Origin of the sequence: Aeromonas sp. FDAARGOS 1403, assembly GCF_019047325.1 — a bacterium.
GTDB classification, from domain to species: Bacteria; Pseudomonadota; Gammaproteobacteria; order Enterobacterales; family Aeromonadaceae; genus Aeromonas; species Aeromonas dhakensis.
Genome location: NZ_CP077249.1, coordinates 4498359 through 4516705 on the forward strand (window position 1 = coordinate 4498359; position 18347 = coordinate 4516705).

The 18347-nt window shown below is 59.9% G+C and carries 17 protein-coding genes; 1 reads left to right on the forward strand and 16 read right to left on the reverse strand.

Annotated elements, in window-relative coordinates:
• Positions 1-41: 41 nt before the first annotated feature.
• The 16 genes from astA to tapM all read right to left on the reverse strand — a co-directional run bounded on the left by astA (position 42) and on the right by tapM (position 15541).
• The gene (astA, locus tag I6L33_RS20510; protein WP_005298408.1) at positions 42-1061 is read right to left on the reverse strand and encodes an arginine N-succinyltransferase; all 1020 of its coding nucleotides are present in this window, start codon (positions 1059-1061) and stop codon (positions 42-44) included.
• A 75-nt stretch (positions 1062-1136) separates the two neighbouring features.
• Positions 1137-2354: an aspartate aminotransferase family protein gene (locus I6L33_RS20515; RefSeq protein WP_216973248.1), complete on the reverse strand. Its 1218-nt coding sequence runs from the start codon at positions 2352-2354 to the stop codon at positions 1137-1139.
• A 277-nt stretch (positions 2355-2631) separates the two neighbouring features.
• On the reverse strand, positions 2632-3213 hold the full coding sequence (locus I6L33_RS20520) for an aminodeoxychorismate synthase component II (RefSeq protein ID WP_017765005.1): 582 nt from the start codon (positions 3211-3213) through the stop codon (positions 2632-2634).
• A 20-nt stretch (positions 3214-3233) separates the two neighbouring features.
• Positions 3234-3449: a hypothetical protein gene (locus I6L33_RS20525; protein ID WP_005298403.1), complete on the reverse strand. Its 216-nt coding sequence runs from the start codon at positions 3447-3449 to the stop codon at positions 3234-3236.
• 124 nt (positions 3450-3573) lie between these two features.
• Entirely contained in the window at positions 3574-4578 is a 1005-nt protein-coding gene (trpS, locus tag I6L33_RS20530) for a tryptophan--tRNA ligase (RefSeq protein WP_005298400.1), read from the reverse strand.
• 39 nt (positions 4579-4617) lie between these two features.
• The gene (locus I6L33_RS20535) at positions 4618-5286 is read right to left on the reverse strand and encodes a phosphoglycolate phosphatase (RefSeq protein ID WP_117402577.1); all 669 of its coding nucleotides are present in this window, start codon (positions 5284-5286) and stop codon (positions 4618-4620) included.
• Positions 5273-5947: a ribulose-phosphate 3-epimerase gene (gene rpe / locus I6L33_RS20540; RefSeq protein WP_010633199.1), complete on the reverse strand. Its 675-nt coding sequence runs from the start codon at positions 5945-5947 to the stop codon at positions 5273-5275. Before rpe ends, I6L33_RS20535 begins: the two co-directional genes overlap by 14 nt.
• 269 nt (positions 5948-6216) lie before the next feature.
• Positions 6217-7089: a Dam family site-specific DNA-(adenine-N6)-methyltransferase gene (locus tag I6L33_RS20545; RefSeq protein ID WP_017765003.1), complete on the reverse strand. Its 873-nt coding sequence runs from the start codon at positions 7087-7089 to the stop codon at positions 6217-6219.
• A gap of 70 nt (positions 7090-7159) precedes the next feature.
• Entirely contained in the window at positions 7160-8767 is a 1608-nt protein-coding gene (locus I6L33_RS20550; protein WP_216973249.1) for an SPOR domain-containing protein, read from the reverse strand.
• Entirely contained in the window at positions 8757-9839 is a 1083-nt protein-coding gene (gene aroB, locus I6L33_RS20555; RefSeq protein WP_216973250.1) for a 3-dehydroquinate synthase, read from the reverse strand. Before aroB ends, I6L33_RS20550 begins: the two co-directional genes overlap by 11 nt.
• 14 nt (positions 9840-9853) lie before the next feature.
• Positions 9854-10372 (reverse strand): shikimate kinase AroK, encoded by a 519-nt coding sequence (aroK, locus tag I6L33_RS20560; RefSeq protein ID WP_005298388.1) that lies wholly within the window; start codon positions 10370-10372, stop codon positions 9854-9856.
• Positions 10373-10563: 191 nt separating this feature from the next.
• The gene (locus tag I6L33_RS20565) at positions 10564-12765 is read right to left on the reverse strand and encodes a type IV pilus secretin PilQ (protein WP_201891794.1); all 2202 of its coding nucleotides are present in this window, start codon (positions 12763-12765) and stop codon (positions 10564-10566) included.
• A 16-nt stretch (positions 12766-12781) separates the two neighbouring features.
• Positions 12782-13312 carry a pilus assembly protein PilP gene (locus tag I6L33_RS20570; protein ID WP_005298376.1) on the reverse strand — a complete coding sequence of 177 codons (531 nt, stop codon included), beginning with the start codon at positions 13310-13312 and terminating at the stop codon, positions 12782-12784.
• Positions 13309-13908, reverse strand: coding sequence for a PilO family type IV pilus biogenesis protein TapO (gene tapO / locus I6L33_RS20575; protein ID WP_005298374.1), 600 nt, complete (start codon positions 13906-13908; stop codon positions 13309-13311). Before tapO ends, I6L33_RS20570 begins: the two co-directional genes overlap by 4 nt.
• A complete protein-coding gene (gene tapN, locus I6L33_RS20580; RefSeq protein ID WP_216973251.1) occupies positions 13905-14483 on the reverse strand; it encodes a PilN family type IV pilus biogenesis protein TapN in 579 nt (192 codons plus the stop codon). Before tapN ends, tapO begins: the two co-directional genes overlap by 4 nt.
• Positions 14471-15541: a PilM family type IVa pilus assembly protein TapM gene (gene tapM / locus I6L33_RS20585; protein ID WP_017787953.1), complete on the reverse strand. Its 1071-nt coding sequence runs from the start codon at positions 15539-15541 to the stop codon at positions 14471-14473. The genes tapN and tapM overlap by 13 nt, the downstream gene beginning before the upstream one ends.
• 287 nt (positions 15542-15828) lie before the next feature.
• On the opposite strand from tapM, the gene I6L33_RS20590 reads away from it, so the two are divergent.
• Positions 15829-18318, forward strand: coding sequence for a penicillin-binding protein 1A (locus I6L33_RS20590; RefSeq protein WP_216973252.1), 2490 nt, complete (start codon positions 15829-15831; stop codon positions 18316-18318).
• Positions 18319-18347: the final 29 nt, after the last annotated feature.

Below are 18347 nucleotides of genomic sequence, written 5' to 3' on the forward strand. Positions count from 1 at the left end.
CGAGGCTGCCTGTTTCATATTCGGTTTCGTCGCCAGCCGGATCAGTCGAGATCGACGGCACGCACCATGTCGCCATCCTGCACCTTGAGCGCCGCCGCCATCTTGGGCGGAATGATGGCCTCATGCTTGTCGAGATCGACCCGGATGTTGCCGTAGCAGGCGCGGTAGTGCTCGTAGCGGGTGTTGCAGATCAGGTGGGTCTTGCCGCCGATGGGCTCGCCCACCAGTACCCGCAGCTTCTGGCTGCGGCGCACGCTGCGAATGTTCTTCACGTCGCACTCGACGGTGGGGCCGGCATCGAAGATGTCGACATAGCCACGATTCACGAACCCTTCGTCCTGCAGCATCTTGATGGCCGGGCGGGTCTTCTCGTGGGTCTGACCGATGACGGCGCGCGCCTCGTTGCTCAGCAGATTGACGTAGATGGGGTACTTGGGCATCAGCTCGGCGATGAAGCGCTTCTTGCCGATGCCGGTGAGATAGTCGACGGTGGGAAAATCCATCGAGAAGAAATGCTTTTGCAGCCACTCGTAGAAAGGGCTGTGACCATCGCCATCGGAGACGCCACGCATCTCGGCGAAGACGGTTTCGTCAAACAGCTCGGGGTGTTCGGCCATGAACAGAAAGCGGTGCTTGGAGAGCAGACGGCCGTTGAGCCCCTCGCGGGCGCATTCGCGCAGAAACAGGGTGCAGAGCTCGGAATTGCCGGTGTAGTCGTTGGAGAGGGTGAGCGTCTCCACCACGTTGTAGATGCCGAGCTTGGGGGAAGAGTGCACCACCTTGCCGATGTGATAGTTGTAGAACGGCTGGGACAGGCCCACGGCCGCATCGATGGCGCAGGTACCGACCATTTCGCCGGTCTCCAGATCCTCGGCGACGAAGAAATAGAGGCAGTCACCCTTGCCCGCAGGCTTGTCCGAGAAGGTCTGGGTGGAGGCGTCTATCTTGCGCTGCAGCAGTTCATCGTTGACGGGCAACGAGGTCATGCCGGTGCCGGATTCGATGGCACAGGTCTTGAGACCGGCAAAATCTTTTTGCTCGATGGGACGGATAACCAACATAAATGACAACTCCCTTTCATTGACGACAGGTGGGGGCCCGGCTCCTGCCGGGCGGGTTCCCCACCTCAATTTGGATCAGGCGTTAACCACCTGGGCAACCGCTTTCTCGAACCGGGCCAGCCCTTCCTTGATGTCCGCTTCCGGAATCACCAGGGACGGCGCGAAACGTACCACGTTGGTACCGGCAACCAGCGCCATCAGGCCCTGATCGATGGAGGCCAGCAGGAAGTCACGGGAGCGCCCCTTGTAGTCGTCGTTCAGCACGGCGCCCAGCAGCAGCCCCTTGCCACGCACTTCGCTGAAGCAGTGGTACTTGGCGTTGATGGCTTCCAGCCCTTCGCGGAACAGCTGCTCGCGCTGCTTGATGCCGCTCAGCACTTCCGGGGTGTTGATCACGTCGATCACCGCCTCGGCCACCGCACAGGCCAGCGGGTTGCCGCCGTAGGTAGAGCCGTGAGTGCCCACTTTCAGGTGGGAGGCGATTTCGGTGGTGGTCAGCATGGCGCCGATGGGGAAGCCACCGCCCAGCGCCTTGGCGCTGGTGAGGATGTCCGGCGTGACGCCCAGACCCATGTAGGCAAACAGATCGCCGGTACGGCCGACGCCGGATTGCACTTCGTCATAGATCAGCAGGGCGTTGTGCTGGTCGCACAGCTCGCGCACCCCTTTGGCAAACTCGTCGGTGGGACGAATGATGCCACCCTCGCCCTGCAGCGGCTCCATCACCACGGCGCAGGTATTGTCGGAGATGACCTCAGCCAGTGCGGCCAGATCGTTGTAAGCCACGTGGGTGATGTCAGCGGGCTTGGGACCGAAACCATCGGAGTAGGCAGCCTGGCCACCGACACTGACGGTAAAGAAGGTACGACCGTGGAAACCCTGATGGAAGGCGATGATCTGGGTCTTGTGGGCGCCAAACTTCTCGATGGCGTAGCGACGGGCCAGCTTGAGGGCGGCTTCGTTGGCTTCGGCACCGGAGTTGCAGAAATAGACCTTGTCGGCGAAGGTAGCGGCGACCAGCTTCTTGGCCAGGCGCAGAGCCGGCTCGTTGGTCATCACGTTGGAGAGGTGCCACAGCTTCTCGCCCTGGCTTTTCAGGGCCTCGACCAGCTTGGGATGGCAATGGCCCAAGCCATTGACGGCGATCCCGCCGGCGAAGTCCACATACTCACGGCCTTCCTGATCCCAGACACGTGACCCTTCACCACGCACCGGGATGATCTTGGCGGGCGCATAGTTGGGAACCATCACTTCATCAAACACTTCACGTGTCACTGCCAACAACTCTGACATATTGCTCTCCTTCGATCTGGCGACAGAATAATCCACCGCCCAAAAGTTAAATCCATGTAAACACATCGGCATTGTCACAGAAAAAAAGCTAAAAGTCTGCAACAAAGCGCGTTACAGGGAACAATGTTCGATTGCCCGTGAGATTTTAGGCAACCGCATTGCATAACGGCTCAGGGGGTGTTGGCAAGAGATAATTTGGACAGGGAGGCAGGTGAATAAAGTGTCAGGGAAAATATTTTTGGCCTCATCACGATTTTGAGAGGCCGATCACAACTTGTCAGGAATTTGCCAGAAAATTGGCCAGCAATTGATGGCCCTGTTCGCTCAAAATGCTCTCCGGATGGAACTGAACCCCCTCTATATTCAACTGCTTATGGCGCAGGCCCATGATCTCGTCCGGGCTGCCGTCGGCATGTTCGCTCCAGGCGGTGATCTCGAGACAATCGGGCAGGGTGTCGCGCTCCACGATGAGCGAATGGTAGCGGGTGACCCGCAGCGGGTCGTTGAGCCCCTTGAAGACTCCCTCCCCCCGATGGCGGATGAGCGAGGTCTTGCCGTGCATCACCTGACGGGCGCGCACCACCCGGGCGCCAAAGGCCTGCGCCAGCGACTGGTGGCCGAGACAGACGCCGAGAATGGGAAGCTGGCCGGCAAAACGGGAGATGGCCGCCAGAGAGATGCCCGCCTCGTTTGGCGTGCAGGGGCCGGGAGAGATCACCAGATAACGGGGAGAGAGCCGGGCGATGGCGTCCAGCGTCAGCTCGTCATTGCGCTTCACCACCACCTCCTGTCCCAGGGCGCCAAAATATTGCACCAGATTCCAGGTAAAGGAGTCGTAGTTATCGATCAACAACAGCATGGGTCAACCAGGGCAGAGAATTAACGATCCAGATAGCGGCCCTGCTCCATCTCGCGCTCGCGCTGGCACTCGGCCAGGTAGATGGCGGCGGCGATGGCGGGGATTTTGTGGTGCTTGTCGATGGCGTTGGAGACCATCAGTTGCAGGGTATGCAGGTTCTTGGCCTTGCGGAACTTGCGCAGCCAGTGACCCTTGTCACCCAACTCTTCAATCGTGGTATTTGATTCGACAGACATGCTAACTCTTGGGGCAGACGCCCGCGTTTGAAATTGGAAGATGAAAACAACGAATAGCAGGTCGGGTAAAACAAAGAAAGCCAGGCAAATACCCAGCTCTCTTCTACTACACCTTCCCAGTATGTCAGGCTCGAGGAACGAAGCCGACTACATCATATACGCTGGCCAGGGTTTTTTCAGCCCTTTCCCGCGCCTTTTGTGCACCTGCCGCCAAAATGGCCTGCAGATGAGCCTCATCCTGACGCAGCTCGTGGAAGCGCGCCTGGATCGGCTCCAGCAAGGCAACCACGGCCTCGGCGGTTTCGGTCTTGAGGTGACCGTACATCTTGCCTTCGAAATGCTGCTCCAGCTCGGGGATGGAGCGACCTGTCACCCCGGACATCAGGGTCAGCAGGTTGGAGACCCCCGGCTTGTTCTCCGGATCGAAACGCACCACCGCCGGCTCGTCGGAGTCGGTCACCGCGCGCTTGATCTTCTTGACGATCTGCTTGGGATCTTCCAGCAGGCCGATGAAGTTGGCCTCGTTGTCATCCGACTTGGACATCTTCTTGGTCGGATCCTGCAGGCTCATCACCCGGGCACCTTCGGTCGGAATGAAGGGCTCCGGCAGGGTGAACACCTCGCCGTAGAGGTTGTTGAAGCGGGTGCAGATGTCGCGGGTCAGCTCCAGGTGCTGCTTCTGGTCGTTGCCCACCGGCACCTGATTGGCCTGATAGAGCAGGATGTCGGCCGCCATCAGTACCGGATAGCCGAACAGGCCGACGTTGACGTTGTTCTCGAAACGGGCGGACTTGTCCTTGAACTGGGTCATGCGCGACAGCTCGCCCATCTGGGTGTAGCAGTTCAGGATCCAGCCGAGCTCCGCGTGCTGCGGCACGTGGGACTGGATGAAGACGGTGCTCTTGGCCGGATCGATCCCCACCGCCAGATAGAGGGCAGCGGCGTCCAGGCAGGCCTTGCGCAGGGCGGCCGGATCCTGGCGGGTGGTGATGGCGTGCAGATCGACGATGCAGTAGAGGCAGTCGAAGTCATCCTGCATGTTGACCCACTGACGCAGGGCCCCCATGTAGTTGCCGATGGTCAGCTGGCCCGACGGTTGGGCCCCGCTCAATACGATAGGTTTAGTCATCAGAGTGTTGATCCTTGTTATTCGGCCTGCCTGGCCAGCTTATTCGGCCAGCAGCGCGTCGAGCTGGGCAAACTGCTCGCATACCCAGTCCGGGCGGGATTCTGCGATGGGACGGCCATAGTTGTAGCCGTAGGTCAGCCCCACCACCTTCATGCCGGCGGCCTGGGCGGCCAGCACGTCATTTTCGGAGTCGCCCACCATCAGGGTGCGCGACGGGCTGACGCCCAGCTCGTGACAGGCCAGCAGCAGCGGTTCCGGGCTCGGTTTCTTGACGGGCACGCAGTTGCCCCCCAGCCAGAGCGCGAAGCAATCGGCGATGCCGAGGGCATCGAGGATCGGCTGCACGAAGTGGCTCGGCTTGTTGGTCACGATCCCCTGCCGGTAGCCCAGCGCCTGCAGGCGGCGCAGGCTCTGCTCGACCCCGTCATACATGGCCAGCCCTTCCAGCAGGCAGGCCTGATAGTGACGATCAAACAGCGGACGGGCGCTGGCAAACAGCTCGGGCGCCGCGCGATAGTCCAGCGCACGCTGGATCAGCTTGTCGGCACCGTTGCCGACCCAGGTCCGTACCACGGCCTCGTCGGCCTCGGCCAGCCCGAGTTCGGTCAGCGTACGGTTGACCGCCAACGCCAGTTGCGGGGCGCTGTCGATAAGGGTGCCGTCCAGATCGAACAGCACCAGGTCAAAATTACGTTCAGCGTTTGACATGAGAGAGCTCCGCCCGCATCTCGTCGATCACCGCCTTGTAGTCCGGGCGGCTGAAGATGGCAGAGCCGGCCACGAACATGTCGGCACCTGCCTGGGCAATTTCACGGATGTTCTCCACCTTGACCCCGCCGTCGATCTCGAGACGGATGTCACGGCCGCTCTCGTCGATCAGGCGGCGCACCTGGCGCAGCTTGTCGAGAGTGCCAGGAATGAAGCTCTGGCCACCGAAGCCCGGGTTGACCGACATCAGCAGGATCACGTCCAGCTTGTCCATCACGTATTCCAGGCAGGTGAGCGGGGTGGCCGGGTTCAGCACCAGACCGGCCTGGCAGCCCTGCTCCTTGATGAGGCCCAGGGAGCGGTCGACGTGGTCGGACGCTTCCGGGTGGAAGGTGATGAGGGAGGCGCCAGCCTTGGCAAAGTCGGGAATGATGCGATCCACCGGCTTGACCATCAGGTGCACGTCGATGGGGGCTTCGATACCGTAGTCACGCAGGGCCTGACAGACCATGGGGCCTATGGTCAGGTTGGGCACATAATGGTTGTCCATCACGTCGAAATGGACCACGTCGGCACCGGCGGCCAGCACCTTGGCGACATCGTCCCCCAGACGGGCAAAGTCGGCGGAGAGGATCGAGGGGGCAATCAGAAAGTCTTTCATCAGCGTCATCCATTGGCAGCGTGGCAGAAAAAACGGCGCAATTTTACCGCAAACGAGCGCCGAAAACGACCCGCACACGGTACGGAAAAAGCGAACGCCATCATCACCGCAAACGAGCGCCGAAAACGACCCGCACAGGGTATGAAAAAAGCGGACACCATCATCACCACAAATGGATGCTGAAAGCGACCCGCACACGGTATGGAAAAAGCGAATGCCATCATCACCCGCGGGAGACATAAAAAACGGCACCCAAGGTGCCGCCTGTCTCAGCCGAGTGGCGCCAGTTCGGCGTCGCTCGGGTAGTAGCCCTGCTCCGGCTCGATGCCGGGCGGATAGAGCGCCAGCAGCTCGGCTACCTTGTTGCGGGTGCCACCGTTGCGGCTGATGGTGCGTTTGACCAGGATCTCGTCGAGGCGGGCACCGCGATAGAGTTCGCGGGTCAACTCGATGTCGTGGTTGCTGATGAGCACGGGCACCCCTTTGCGGGCCGCGGTGTGGCGGGCCAGCCTGGCCAGCACGGCCTGATCGTCCAGGGTAAAGCCGCCGGCCGAATAGGTGGTGAAGCTCGCCGTGGTGGAAAGCGGCGCATAGGGCGGATCGCAATAGATGACCCAATCCTCTTCGGCGCGCTGGATGGCGTCGGCATAACTTTCACAGATGAAGGTCGCCTTCTGTGCCTTCTCGGCGAAGGCCCACAGCTCTTTTTCCGGGAAATAGGGTTTCTTGTAGGAACCGAACGGGACGTTGAAGCCCCCTTTCTTGTTGTAACGGCACAGGCCGTTGAAACCGTGCCGATTCAGAAACAGGAACAGCAGAGCACGCTCGAAACTGGTATCGGCCTGATTGAACTGGGTACGCAGCCGGTAGTAGGCGGCCTTGTGGTTGTGCTCGGCCACGAACAGCTTGCGCGCCTCGGCGATGAAGCTGTCCGGCGTCTGCTTGAGGTGGTTGTAAAGCCCGATCAGATCCGGATTGATGTCGTTGAGCACATAGGCGTCGTAGTCGGTGTTGAGAAACACGGACCCGGCCCCGACGAAGGGCTCCAGCAACACACGCCCGGCCGGCAAACGCTCGGCAATCTCTTCAACCAGGGAGTATTTTCCCCCGGCCCATTTTAAAAAAGCGCGTGTTTTTTTCATGGAAATCCGGTGTTAAGAAGGCATCGACCAAAAAAGGGGGACGATTCTACCCCCTTCCCGGCCAAAATGGCTATTGCTTCAACTCTTTTTGTACCTGCGCAAACGACTTGGGCCAGGGTTGACCCTTCAGCAAGGCGGGCGACAGCTTGCGAATGGCGGCCTTGGCCTGGTTGCTGCTGGCGTAGTCCCCCTGCAGCACCACATACCAGGGGCTGCCGCGGAACTGGGTCTGATAGACCCAGATCTTGCCGGCAAGGCCATTCTCGGCCACGAACTTGTCAACCGCCTTGGTGTTGCTCGCCCCCATCAGCTGGATGCTGTAGTGGCTGCGCGGCTTCTTGTTCAGGGTAGCGGCGGGAGTCAGCGCCACCTTGGGTGCAGGTGTCGCCAGCGGCTCGGCGGCAGCCGGTTTGACCACCGGCTTGCTGGTAGCCTGCGCTGACTGAGCCTTGGCGGCTGTTACTGGCTGGGCAGCCTGGGCGGTGGCATTGGGTGTGGCCGCCTGCTTGGCAGGCGCATCCTGGGTGGCTGCAGCCCGGGAATCGGCACCGGTCAGCTCATCCACAACCGCCGTGGGCAGGGCTCCGCTGACGTTGGGCTGCTTCATCAGCTTCTCGACCACCTCGTCGGAGATCACCACCCGGCGCCCCTCGTAGTTGGTCGATTCGGTGGTAACCGTGTCGCTCTCCACCGCCTTGGGCAAGGCCTTGGCATCGGGCTGCCAGTCACGAACCACACCACCCTGATTGGTGGCGGCACCATCATTGTTCACACTCTGATTGCCGTTCTGGCTGCTGTTGCTGCCGCCGACGGTGAGCGGATCGCCACCCGACACGGGGATCGGCAGCGCCGTGCTCTGGGCGGGTTCAGACACGGCCCCTTTGTCATCACTGCTGAACAGGGCCGGCAGCAGATAACTCAGGGCCAGCAGGCCGCCGGCAACCAGTGCCAGCAGGGTCGCAATCTTCTTGACGGGCAAATCGGCCTGACGTTTCTTGGGCCTTCTGTCGGTCATGATATCCTCCAGTAACTGCATGATGGTGGACGGATGTCCATTCGCCACTTTCAGGATCTCTTCCACTTTCGGCTTGGGCAAGAGGGCTGTCGGGATCTTGAGCTCTTTGGCCTTCTCATACAAGAAGATACGTTGTTCGGGGGCGCTCAGCGGCGCGACTTCCAGCTCCAGTGCCGGCATGGCACGCCCTTTGAGCAACGCCTTCTGGGTGCGACACCAGACGTCACTGCCGGACACCATGATCGCCAGCTGATGGGGCACAGCCAGGGTGTCGTTGTGGCGGCACAGACTCCACAGCTCGCCAACCAGTTCGGCCGGCAGCTCGTCTGCCCGTTCGATCAGCAGCAGCAATGTGGCCGGTTTGCCCTCCAGCATGCGAAAGAAGCTGTCTGCCAGCGCATCCTGTGGATTGAACAGCGGGCGGGCCACCACCTGGGGCAGCAACAGCTGACGCACGTCCACCATCTTCATGGCCGGACTGCCGATGAGGCTGGCGACGCGGACTTTTTCAGGCAGACGATCGAGCATGTCCTGGCACAAGGTGCCGCGACCGCTGCCGGGTTTGCCGGAAAGAAAAATGAAAGGATGATTGAATTCAATCAGATGCAGCAGCCGGTCAACCAGCTGCCGCTGGGAAGGAAGCTTCAGCAGTTTATTTGTCACGACCAGACTCGATCACCGCCAGCAGTTCAGCATCGGAGACATCGGCCACCACCTGGGCATGACCGATGCCAACCGGCAGCACCAGACGCAGTTTGCCTTCCAGTACCTTCTTGTCGCGACGCATGTGGCGAATGAAGGCGGCAAAATCCATCTCGGGCGGGGCCTGTACCGGCAGATTGGCCGCCAGCAGCAGCGCCCGGATACGGGCTACGTCCTGCTCGGTCACATCGCCACGGGCCTGTGCGGTCCAGGCAGCCAGCATGGTGCCCGCCGCCACGGCTTCGCCGTGCAGCCAGTTGCCGTAGCCCTTTTCGGCTTCGATGGCATGGCCGAAGGTATGACCCAGGTTGAGCAGGGCACGCACGCCATGCTCGGTCTCGTCCTGACCGACCACGTCGGCCTTGATTTCGCAGCAGCGGCGGATGGCATAGGCCAGCGCGGCCGGCTCCTGCGCCTGCAGACGGGACATGTTGGCTTCGAGCCAGCAGAAGAATTCGACATCCCAGATGATGCCGTACTTGATCACCTCGGCCATGCCGGCGGCGAATTCACGGGCAGGCAGGGTCTGAAGGCACTCGGTGTCGATGACCACGTGTCTGGGCTGATAGAAGGCCCCGATCATGTTCTTGCCGAGAGGATGGTTGACGGCGGTCTTGCCGCCGACGGAGGAGTCAACCTGGGAGAGCAGTGTGGTAGGCACTTGAATGAAAGGAATGCCACGCTGGTAGCTTGCCGCAGCAAAGCCGACCACGTCGCCTATCACACCGCCCCCCAGGGCGATCAGAGTGGTATCACGGCCATGGTTGGTTTCCAGCAGAGCGGACATGATCCGCTCGAAGGTTGCCAGGTTCTTGTAGGCCTCGCCATCCGGCAGGATCAGGTGTTCAACCTTATAACCGGACAGCAGCTGGGTAATGCGCTCAAGATACAAGGGGGCGACAACGATGTTGGTCACTATCATGACCCGCTTGCCCTTGATGGTTTGCGTCAGCACCTCTGCATGCTGCAACAGACCTGCCGCTATCTCGATGGGATAGCTGCGTTCACCCAGTTCGACCTTCAACCTTTCCATGGACGTCCTCTTGATTACATGCCGATCAACTTGACGATTTGATTGGCAACAACTTTTGCGCTCTGGTCATCAGTCTGGATGACAAAGTCAGCCACTTCTTCGTACAGGGCGTTGCGCTCTTGCGCCAGACGCTCGAGTACTTCGCGCGGCGGCTCTTCGGTTTGCAGCAGCGGGCGACGTTTGTCACGTTGCGTCCGGGCCAGCTGCTTCTCAATGGTGGTCTCGAGGTACACCACGATGCCGCGAGCAGAGAGTTTGTTGCGTGTTTCACGGCTCTTGATGGCACCGCCACCCGTTGCCAGCACGATACCCTGCTGTTCGGAAAGGTCACCAATGACCTTCTCTTCGCGGATCCGGAAACCCTCTTCGCCTTCAACATCGAACACCCAGCCGATATCGGCACCACTGCGGCGCTCAATCTCATGATCTGAGTCGAAAAACTCCATATGCAGTTGTTCTGCCAGATGTCTACCTATGGTGCTCTTGCCCGCACCCATGGGACCTATCAGGAAAATATTGCGTTTCTCAGCCATGTCTTTTCGTTAGTAATTACAAACTGTACGACCCCGACAAACTCTCGATCGGGGTACCTATGAACCTTATCTTGCGATGGATCAGGAGGGGGATTATCTCAATAGAAATCAGGACTGGCAACCGCAGCCCTTACGCCCCAGCCTCATTGGGGCGTAAGGTTATATGTGTTTTACCTTCACATGTAAAGTCTTCAGAAAGTCTCGGTGACTATCTTCGGTGTCACGAAAATCAGCAGCTCCCGCTTTTTGTTCGCGCTGGTCGTCTTGCGAAACAGTACCCCCAGACCCGGGATATCACCCAGCAGGGGGACCTTGGTCACATCGTTTGTAATAGTCTGCTGATAGATACCGCCCAGCACCAGTGTCTCGCCATTGTTGACCAGCACCTGGGTGGTGATCGACTGGGCGTTGATGGAGACGGCATCGCCGGTACCGGTAGGTACGGTTTCACCCTTGGTGTCCTGGGTCACGGTCAGATCCAGGATCACCCTGTTGTCGGGAGTGATCTGCGGTGTCACCTTGAGACTCAGCACTGCCTTCTTGAAGGTGACCGAGGTAGCCCCGCTGGAGGAGGACTCCACATAGGGTATCTCGGTCCCTTGTTCGATCAGCGCCGGCTTCTGGTTAGCGGTAGTCACCCGGGGGCTGGCAATGATCTCGGCCTTGCTCTCCTTCTCCAGTGCCGACAACTCGAGATCCAACAAGGTGCCGTTCGCCAGCCGCGCCACCTGGAAGGCCAGGGTACCGGCGGCGTTGGTCACCGGCAGATTGACGTTCAACCGATCGTCCACCCCGGGACGGGTAATGGTCGAGCCACCGTTGTTGTTGCCGGAACCATCATTGCCCTCGATGGAGCCCGAGGTACTGTTGCCGTGACCATCGTTCTTGGTCACCCCCCAGCGTACCCCGAGTGCCTCGTCGAAGCCGTCGTCTATGGTCACCATGCGCGCTTCGATCACCACCTGCTTGACCGGGATATCCAGAATATCCAGCATGCGCTTGATGTTGCTGATGACGTCGGCGGTGTCCTTGACTACCAGCACGTTGGTCCGCTCATCCACGCTCACCGCCCCCTTGGCAGAGAGCAGCTTGGTGCTTTCAGACGAAAGCAGCGCCGCCACCTCGGATGCCTTGGCATAGTTTATCTGCAGGTATTCGGTGTAGAGCGGAGCCAGATCGGCGACCTGATTGCGACTCTCCAGCTGCTGTTTCTCGCGGGCGGCAATCTCTTCTGCCGGTGCAACCAGCAGAATGTTGTTGTCGAGCCGCTTGTCGAGTCCACGCACCTTCAAGATGATGTCGAGGGCCTGCTCCCAGGGCACCCCATCCAGCCGCAGGGTGATGTTGCCCGACACCGAGTCCGTGGTCACCAGGTTGAGATTGTTGAAATCCGCGATGAGCTGCAACACGGTTCTGACCGGAATATCCTGGAAATTGAGAGAGATGGGTTTGCCCTGATACTGCTTGCCGGCACTCGCTGCGGTGCGCTTTTTCACCTCGACGATGAACATCTTGTCTGCCTGGTCGTAGCGATAATCAAACTGGCCATTGACCGACAGCTCGAACAGGGTGTCATTGCCCTGGCGAAACACCTCAACCTGAGAAACAGGGGTGGCAAAATCCTGCACATTGATCAGATTGAGCAGGTCGTCCGGAACCCGGGTGCCGTGAAACTTGGCCAGCACAGTCTGACCGCGGCTGCTGACGTCCACGGCGGCAGAGCTGTTATCCAGCGTCACCAGAAATTCCCCCTGTCCGTCCTTGCCACGTCGAAAATCCACGCCTTTGACGGAGTTGAAGTAAGCGCCACTGGCCGAAGTTTGCGGGGTTGGCAACACAGGTTTGCTGGCAACCGGCGCCGCCACCGGGGCACTCTGGCGGGCAAGCTGCTGGCTGTTGATTAATGCCGACGAGGTTGCCGGCGGGGTATTGATAAGGGCGGACGAATTCGGCTGGGGAGCCACCATCCCGGAGGAAGAGGTCGTGGTTGGCAGCGGCATGGCCGCCTTGTCCCCCAACGCAACTAACAGCTTGTTGCCCTGCTGGTGCACCTGATAGGGAGTCAGTTGATCGAGCGCAATCTTGATATCGAGACCCGCCCCCTTGCCCTCTACCTTGATGTTATCCACCCCCTGCTGCTTGATGGGCAGGGGATTCACGTTGAGTGCCCCCACCGCCCCCGGCACATGCAGCAGCAACTGGTTGGGTTCATAGGATAGCCGATCGGTAAACCCGCTGACCGGTTCACTGAAACTCAGCTCCAGCAGCAGTTGATCGGCCATCAGCGGATTGACTTTGACCTCCTGCAGGGTGGCCACCGCCCAGGCCTGGCCCCATGCACCGACGCAAAACAGCAGGGCCACTCTGGTTGCCTTACCTATTGTTGTTCTCATCGCAGTTCATCCCTGATTATCGTTTTGCTTCAAGATTGGCCATGCCCAGCTGGGTTTCTCGAGTCACCCAGCATCCCTTGCCGTCCGGTATAGTCTCAATCAAATCCACATAAGTGTCAGTGATCCTGATCACCCGCCCCTGATCCAGCCCCATATGCTGGTTGAGGCCCACTCGGATGGACTGACCATCCGGCGTTCTGATCAGGGCCCAGAGCTGCCCCTGCTTGCCAAGGGAACCCTGCATGCTCAGGCTGGCCAGTGAATAGTTCTCCAGCACCTCTTTCTCTCTGTTGGCGACAATCTGGGCGCAATCCGGTTTCACCTTGGCATCCGTCTTGGCACTGCTGGCCTCGGGCTGGGGAGCGATGAAGGGACTGCGCTGGTCACTGAGATGATAAGCCATGGGAGAGAAGGGCTTTATTTCGGGAAGAGGTTCAATGGGAACCGGCTTTCTGGCCTTCACCTCGGCCACGTAATTATCCATGTCATCCTGACCGCCGCAGGCCGTCAGCAACAATGCCGGCAACAAAACGCAGAGTATCCTCATTTTTTCTGCTCCACCGTCTTGCCGTTGTATTTATAGGTCTTGGCCAGCATCGACATGGCGATCATGTCATCCTGCTCCTTGCCCTGACCCAGCGTGAACGACTCCAGAATGACGATCCTTGGCAAGGCCGCCATGTCAGCCGTGAACTTGCCGATCTCATGATAGGTACCCACCACTTCTATTCGCATGGGCAGCTCGGTGGAAAACTCGTGCTTGATCTCCGGCTCCCAGTTGATGCGATTCAACTTGAGGCCATTGTCGGTGGCGATGAAGCTGATGTCATCCAGCAGCCCGGCCACTTCATGGGTATTGGGCAGCTGTTTGAGCTGGGTATCGACCAGTTGTTCAAGCTGCACCATCTGCGCCTTGTATGCACCGAGATTGGCGGCCAGCATCGCCTTGCTCTCAAACTGTGACTTGAGCTCCGCCTCCTTGTCGGTTTCCTGGGTCAACAGAGTCAGCGACTTGGCAATCACGTAGTAATAGATGGCGCCCCCAAGCAGGGCACAGAAGAACAGGATGAAGATCCCCTTGGCCAGTTTGGGCCAGCTGGCAATGTTGTTGAAATCAAGTTCGTTGAGCTGTTGCAGGTTCATTTCTGCCCCTTAGCCATCTCGAGGCTGGCTCCAGCCGCCACGGCGACCTGGAACATCATGGAAAACTGGCTCAGGGAGACGGGTGCCACATCGGCCGCAAAGATGGTGCTGATCTGCGACTGCCCCAGCCAACCGGAACCATCGATGCGACGCATCATGCTGGCCACCCTGCCATAGGCTTCGGTCTTGCCGTTCACGTCGATCCGGTTGTCCTGCAGAGCCAACGTGTTGAGATACACCCCATTGGGTACCAACGAAGGCAGCTGGTTGAACAGACGAACCGGCAGGTTGCGACGCATCTGCAGATGCTCGATCAGCTGCATGCGGTCAATCAGCTCCTTGCGCCGCTCCTTGAGCAGGCGGATCTCGCCAAGCTGGGCATCGAGTATGGTCATCTCCTGCTGCAGGCGCTGGTTGCGCTGCTGCTGATGGCCGATCTGCTGTTCCACCAGCCAGTCAGCGGCAAAACCGAGGGATGCCGTGATGGCCATGAAGATACCGAGCATGACGCCGAACTGCTTCTTCTGCCGCTGGGCCCTGGCCTCGCGCCAGGGCAAGAGGTTTATATTTGACATGGCGTGAAGCTCCTCAATGCCAGACCCAGCGCCGTCATGTACTTGGCACCATGGGCAGCGACCTCTCCCTTGGGTTTGCCGAACAGGGTAAAGGGATCGGGATGCAACACCTCGCAGCTGAGCTCGTTGCCAATCTGAGCCGCCAACCCGGGCAGCAGGCTGCCCCCTCCGCTCAACACCAGTTTGGAAAGCTCCCGGTGGCCGGAAGAGCTGCAAAACAGCTGGACGTTGCGCCGCACCTGCTGCAGCAACGCATTCATGTGGGGCAGCAACACATCCAGCTCGTGATCGATCGGCAACTTGCCCTGCAGCTTGGCCTGCTCGGCATCATCCAGAGAGAGGCTGTAGAAAGAGGCCAGTGCCTGGCTGTATTGGTCGCCACCGAAGTTCTGCAAGCGGGAGTAGATCACCTCCCCCTTCACCAGCGCGGCAAATGTCATGGCGCTGGCGCCGATGTCGATGACACCGACCGGTTTGTCCCACTCCTGCAGCTCAGGCAGACAGGCGAGTACCGCCCGCCCCAAGGCGTGTGCCCCGACATCCACCACCTTGGTGGTCATGTCGGCTTCCGCCAGCGCGGTGACCCGACCATTCACGCTCTCGGTGCGGGCCGCGCTCAGCAGCACCTCCTGGCGCTCCTGATCGGCGACCTTGCCCAGGATCTCGAAATCCAGGCTCACTTCATCGAGGGGGAAAGGAATGAGTTGTTCAGCCTCAAGCTGGACCTGATTTTCCAGCTCGCTTTCACTCAGGCTGGCATCCACCTGAATGACCTTGGTGATCACGTTGGAACCGGTAACGGCAGTAGCCACATACTGGCTGCTGCCCGAGATGAGGCGCTTGAGGCCCTTGAGAGACTGGCCGACCCGCTCGATATCCTGCAGCTGATAATCGACCAGGGTGCCTTTGGGGGTGGCAACCTCCGCCACGGATTCGAGGTGCAGCTTGCCGGGACGGCCGGTGATGGTCACGGCCTTGATGGTCTGACTTCCAAAATCAATGCCTGCCAGTGGAAGCAGAGAACCCTTGTTGAATAGCCCAAACATATACACATCCATGCGTTATATGGGTTTTAGGATTGATTGTAGGACAGCTAATCAGAAGATGATGGCTTAACTCATCCTAAATGCTCTATCTATCAATGTCATAAAGTTTATGCCGAAAAGTGATGCAACTCGCTTTCCGAGCCGCGCCCTCCTCCCCTTGGTTATTGAGTCGCAGAGTGCTAACCTCCCGCCTCTTCTCGAGGAGCCGGACCATCGTCAGGAAAACCTCGAATTCACGAAGGCAAAAGGGCTATACTCTGCGCCCGTTGGCTAATTTTAAGACGATTGGTAGTTCTTCCATGCTGAAATGGCTCGTACGCCTGTTTATTGTCATGATGCTGGGTGCTGTGCTGGGTGTTGCCAGCCTCATCGGTATCTACTTCTACATCAAGCCCCAGTTGCCGGATGTGACCGCACTGCGCGACGTCAAGCTGGCCACCCCGATGAAGGTGTACAGTCGGGATGGGGAATTGATCTCCCAATTTGGCGAAATTCGTCGCATCCCCCTGCATCTGGATGAAATTCCCCAGTCCATGATCGATGCGGTGCTCGCTACCGAAGATGCCCGCTTCTACGAGCACCCCGGCATCGACCCCATCGGCATTCTGCGGGCTGCCACCGTCTGGGCAGTTTCCGGCCAGGCACGCCAGGGCGCCAGTACCATCACCCAGCAGGTTGCCCGCAACTTTTTCCTGAGCAACGAGAAGACCCTGGTGCGCAAGATCAAGGAGGTGTTCCTCGCCTGGCGCATCGAGCAGAACCTCTCCAAGGACGAGATACTGCAGCTCTACCTCAACAAGATACCGCTCGGCTATCGGGCCTTCGGGGTCGGCGCCGCCGCCCAGGTCTATTTTGGCAAAGAGGTGAAAGAGCTCACTCTGGACGAGATCGCCATCATTGCCGGTCTGCCCAAGGCCCCCTCCATGCTGAACCCGATCCGTTCGCCGGAGCGGGCCTTCGCCCGTCGCAACGTGGTGCTGGGTCGCATGCTGGAGACAGGCAAGATCACCCAGGCCCAGTATGACGAAGCCTCCAAGATGCCGATCAAGGCCCGTTATCACGGTGCCGAGACCACCCTCAACGCCCCCTATCTCGGCGAAATGGTTCGCCAGAAGATGGTGGAGCAGTTTGGGGAAGATGCCTACACCATGGGCCTGCACGTCTACACCACGGTCACCGCCAAGCGTCAGCGGGCAGCCCGTCAGGCTCTGCTCGACGGCGTGTTCGACTATGACACCCGCCATGGCTACAAGGGGGTGACCGCCCAGCTGTGGAAGAGCGGCGAGGCCGACTGGGATTACGACAAGATCATGGCCCATCTGGCCAAGCAGCCGACCTATCAGCCGCTGATGGCCGCCGTGGTCACCAAGCTGGGTGACAAGAGCGCGACCATAGTGCTGAAAAACGGCAAGCAGGCCGAGCTTGGCTGGAACGGCATCAAGTGGGCTCGTTCTTTCATCACCGACGATCGCCAGAGTTTTGCCCCGAAATCGGCACGGGACGTACTCAAGGTCGGCGCCCAGATCTGGATACGGGAGAAGGGTGAAGAGCTGCTGCTCTCCCAGATCCCCGAGGTCAACGCCGCCCTGGTGGCCATGAATCCGCAGGATGGCGCCATCGAGGCGCTGGTCGGCGGTTTCAGCTTCGAGCTGTCCAAGTTCAACCGGGTCGATCAGGCACGTCGCCAGATAGGCTCCAACATCAAGCCTTTCCTCTATGCCACCGCGCTGGAGCAGGGCTATACCCTGGCCTCGCTCATCAACGATGCGCCGATCAACCAGTGGGATCCCTCCAAGGGCCCCATGTGGCAGCCCAAGAACTCCCCGGCCATCTATGACGGCCCCACACCGCTGCGCCTTGGTCTTGCCAAGTCGAAGAACGTGATGTCGGTACGACTGATGCGCGCCATCGGGCTGGATACCTATATCGACGGCCTCACCCGCTTCGGCTTTGCCCGCAACACCATCTCGCCCAACGAATCGCTGGCGCTGGGTGCGGCCGAGTTCACCCCGCTGGAAGTGGTGCGCGGCTATTCGGTGCTGGCCAACGGCGGCTTCCAGGTCACCCCCTACTTCATTACCGAGGTGACTGACAGCTTCGGCGCGCCTCTCTATCAGGCCAACCCGGCCGCCGCCTGCCGTGATTGTGGCGTACTGGCCGCCGCCGGTCTGGACAGCGCGGATGCCTATGCCAATACGGCCCCCGACTGGAAGGCCCAGTGCCCCATCGATCCTGTCGTGCCCAACAACATGGCGCCGCAGACCATCAGTGCCCAGAGCGCCTTCCTGGTCACCGATACCCTGACCACCGCCATCTGGGGCGGCAATGGCTGGCGCGGCACCGGCTGGCGGGCGGCTCGCGATCTCAAGCGCCACGATATTTCGGGCAAGACCGGGACCACCAACGAGTCACGCGATGCCTGGTTCTCCGGCTATACCCCGAACCTGGTCGCCACCTCCTGGATCGGTTTTGACAACCACCAGCGTGGCCTGGGCCGGGCCGAGTTTGGCGGCGGCGCCGCACAGCCCATCTGGATCGACTTCATGAAGACGGCGCTCAAGCAGATCCCCGAGCGCAAGATGCCGGTGCCGGAAGGGATCATCACGGTGCGCATCGACCGTGAAACCGGCCTGCTAACCAACCGCACCGATGGCAGCAGTACGGACGAGTTCTTCAAGGAAGGCACCGAACCGACCCGCTTCGCCACCCAGAGCTCGGATGGCAATCAGGTCTATGGCGGCGACGGCTCGGACACTGACGGCCCTGTCTCCACCGACGATATCTTCTAAGCAACCGCAGCAGACAAAAACCGGCGCCC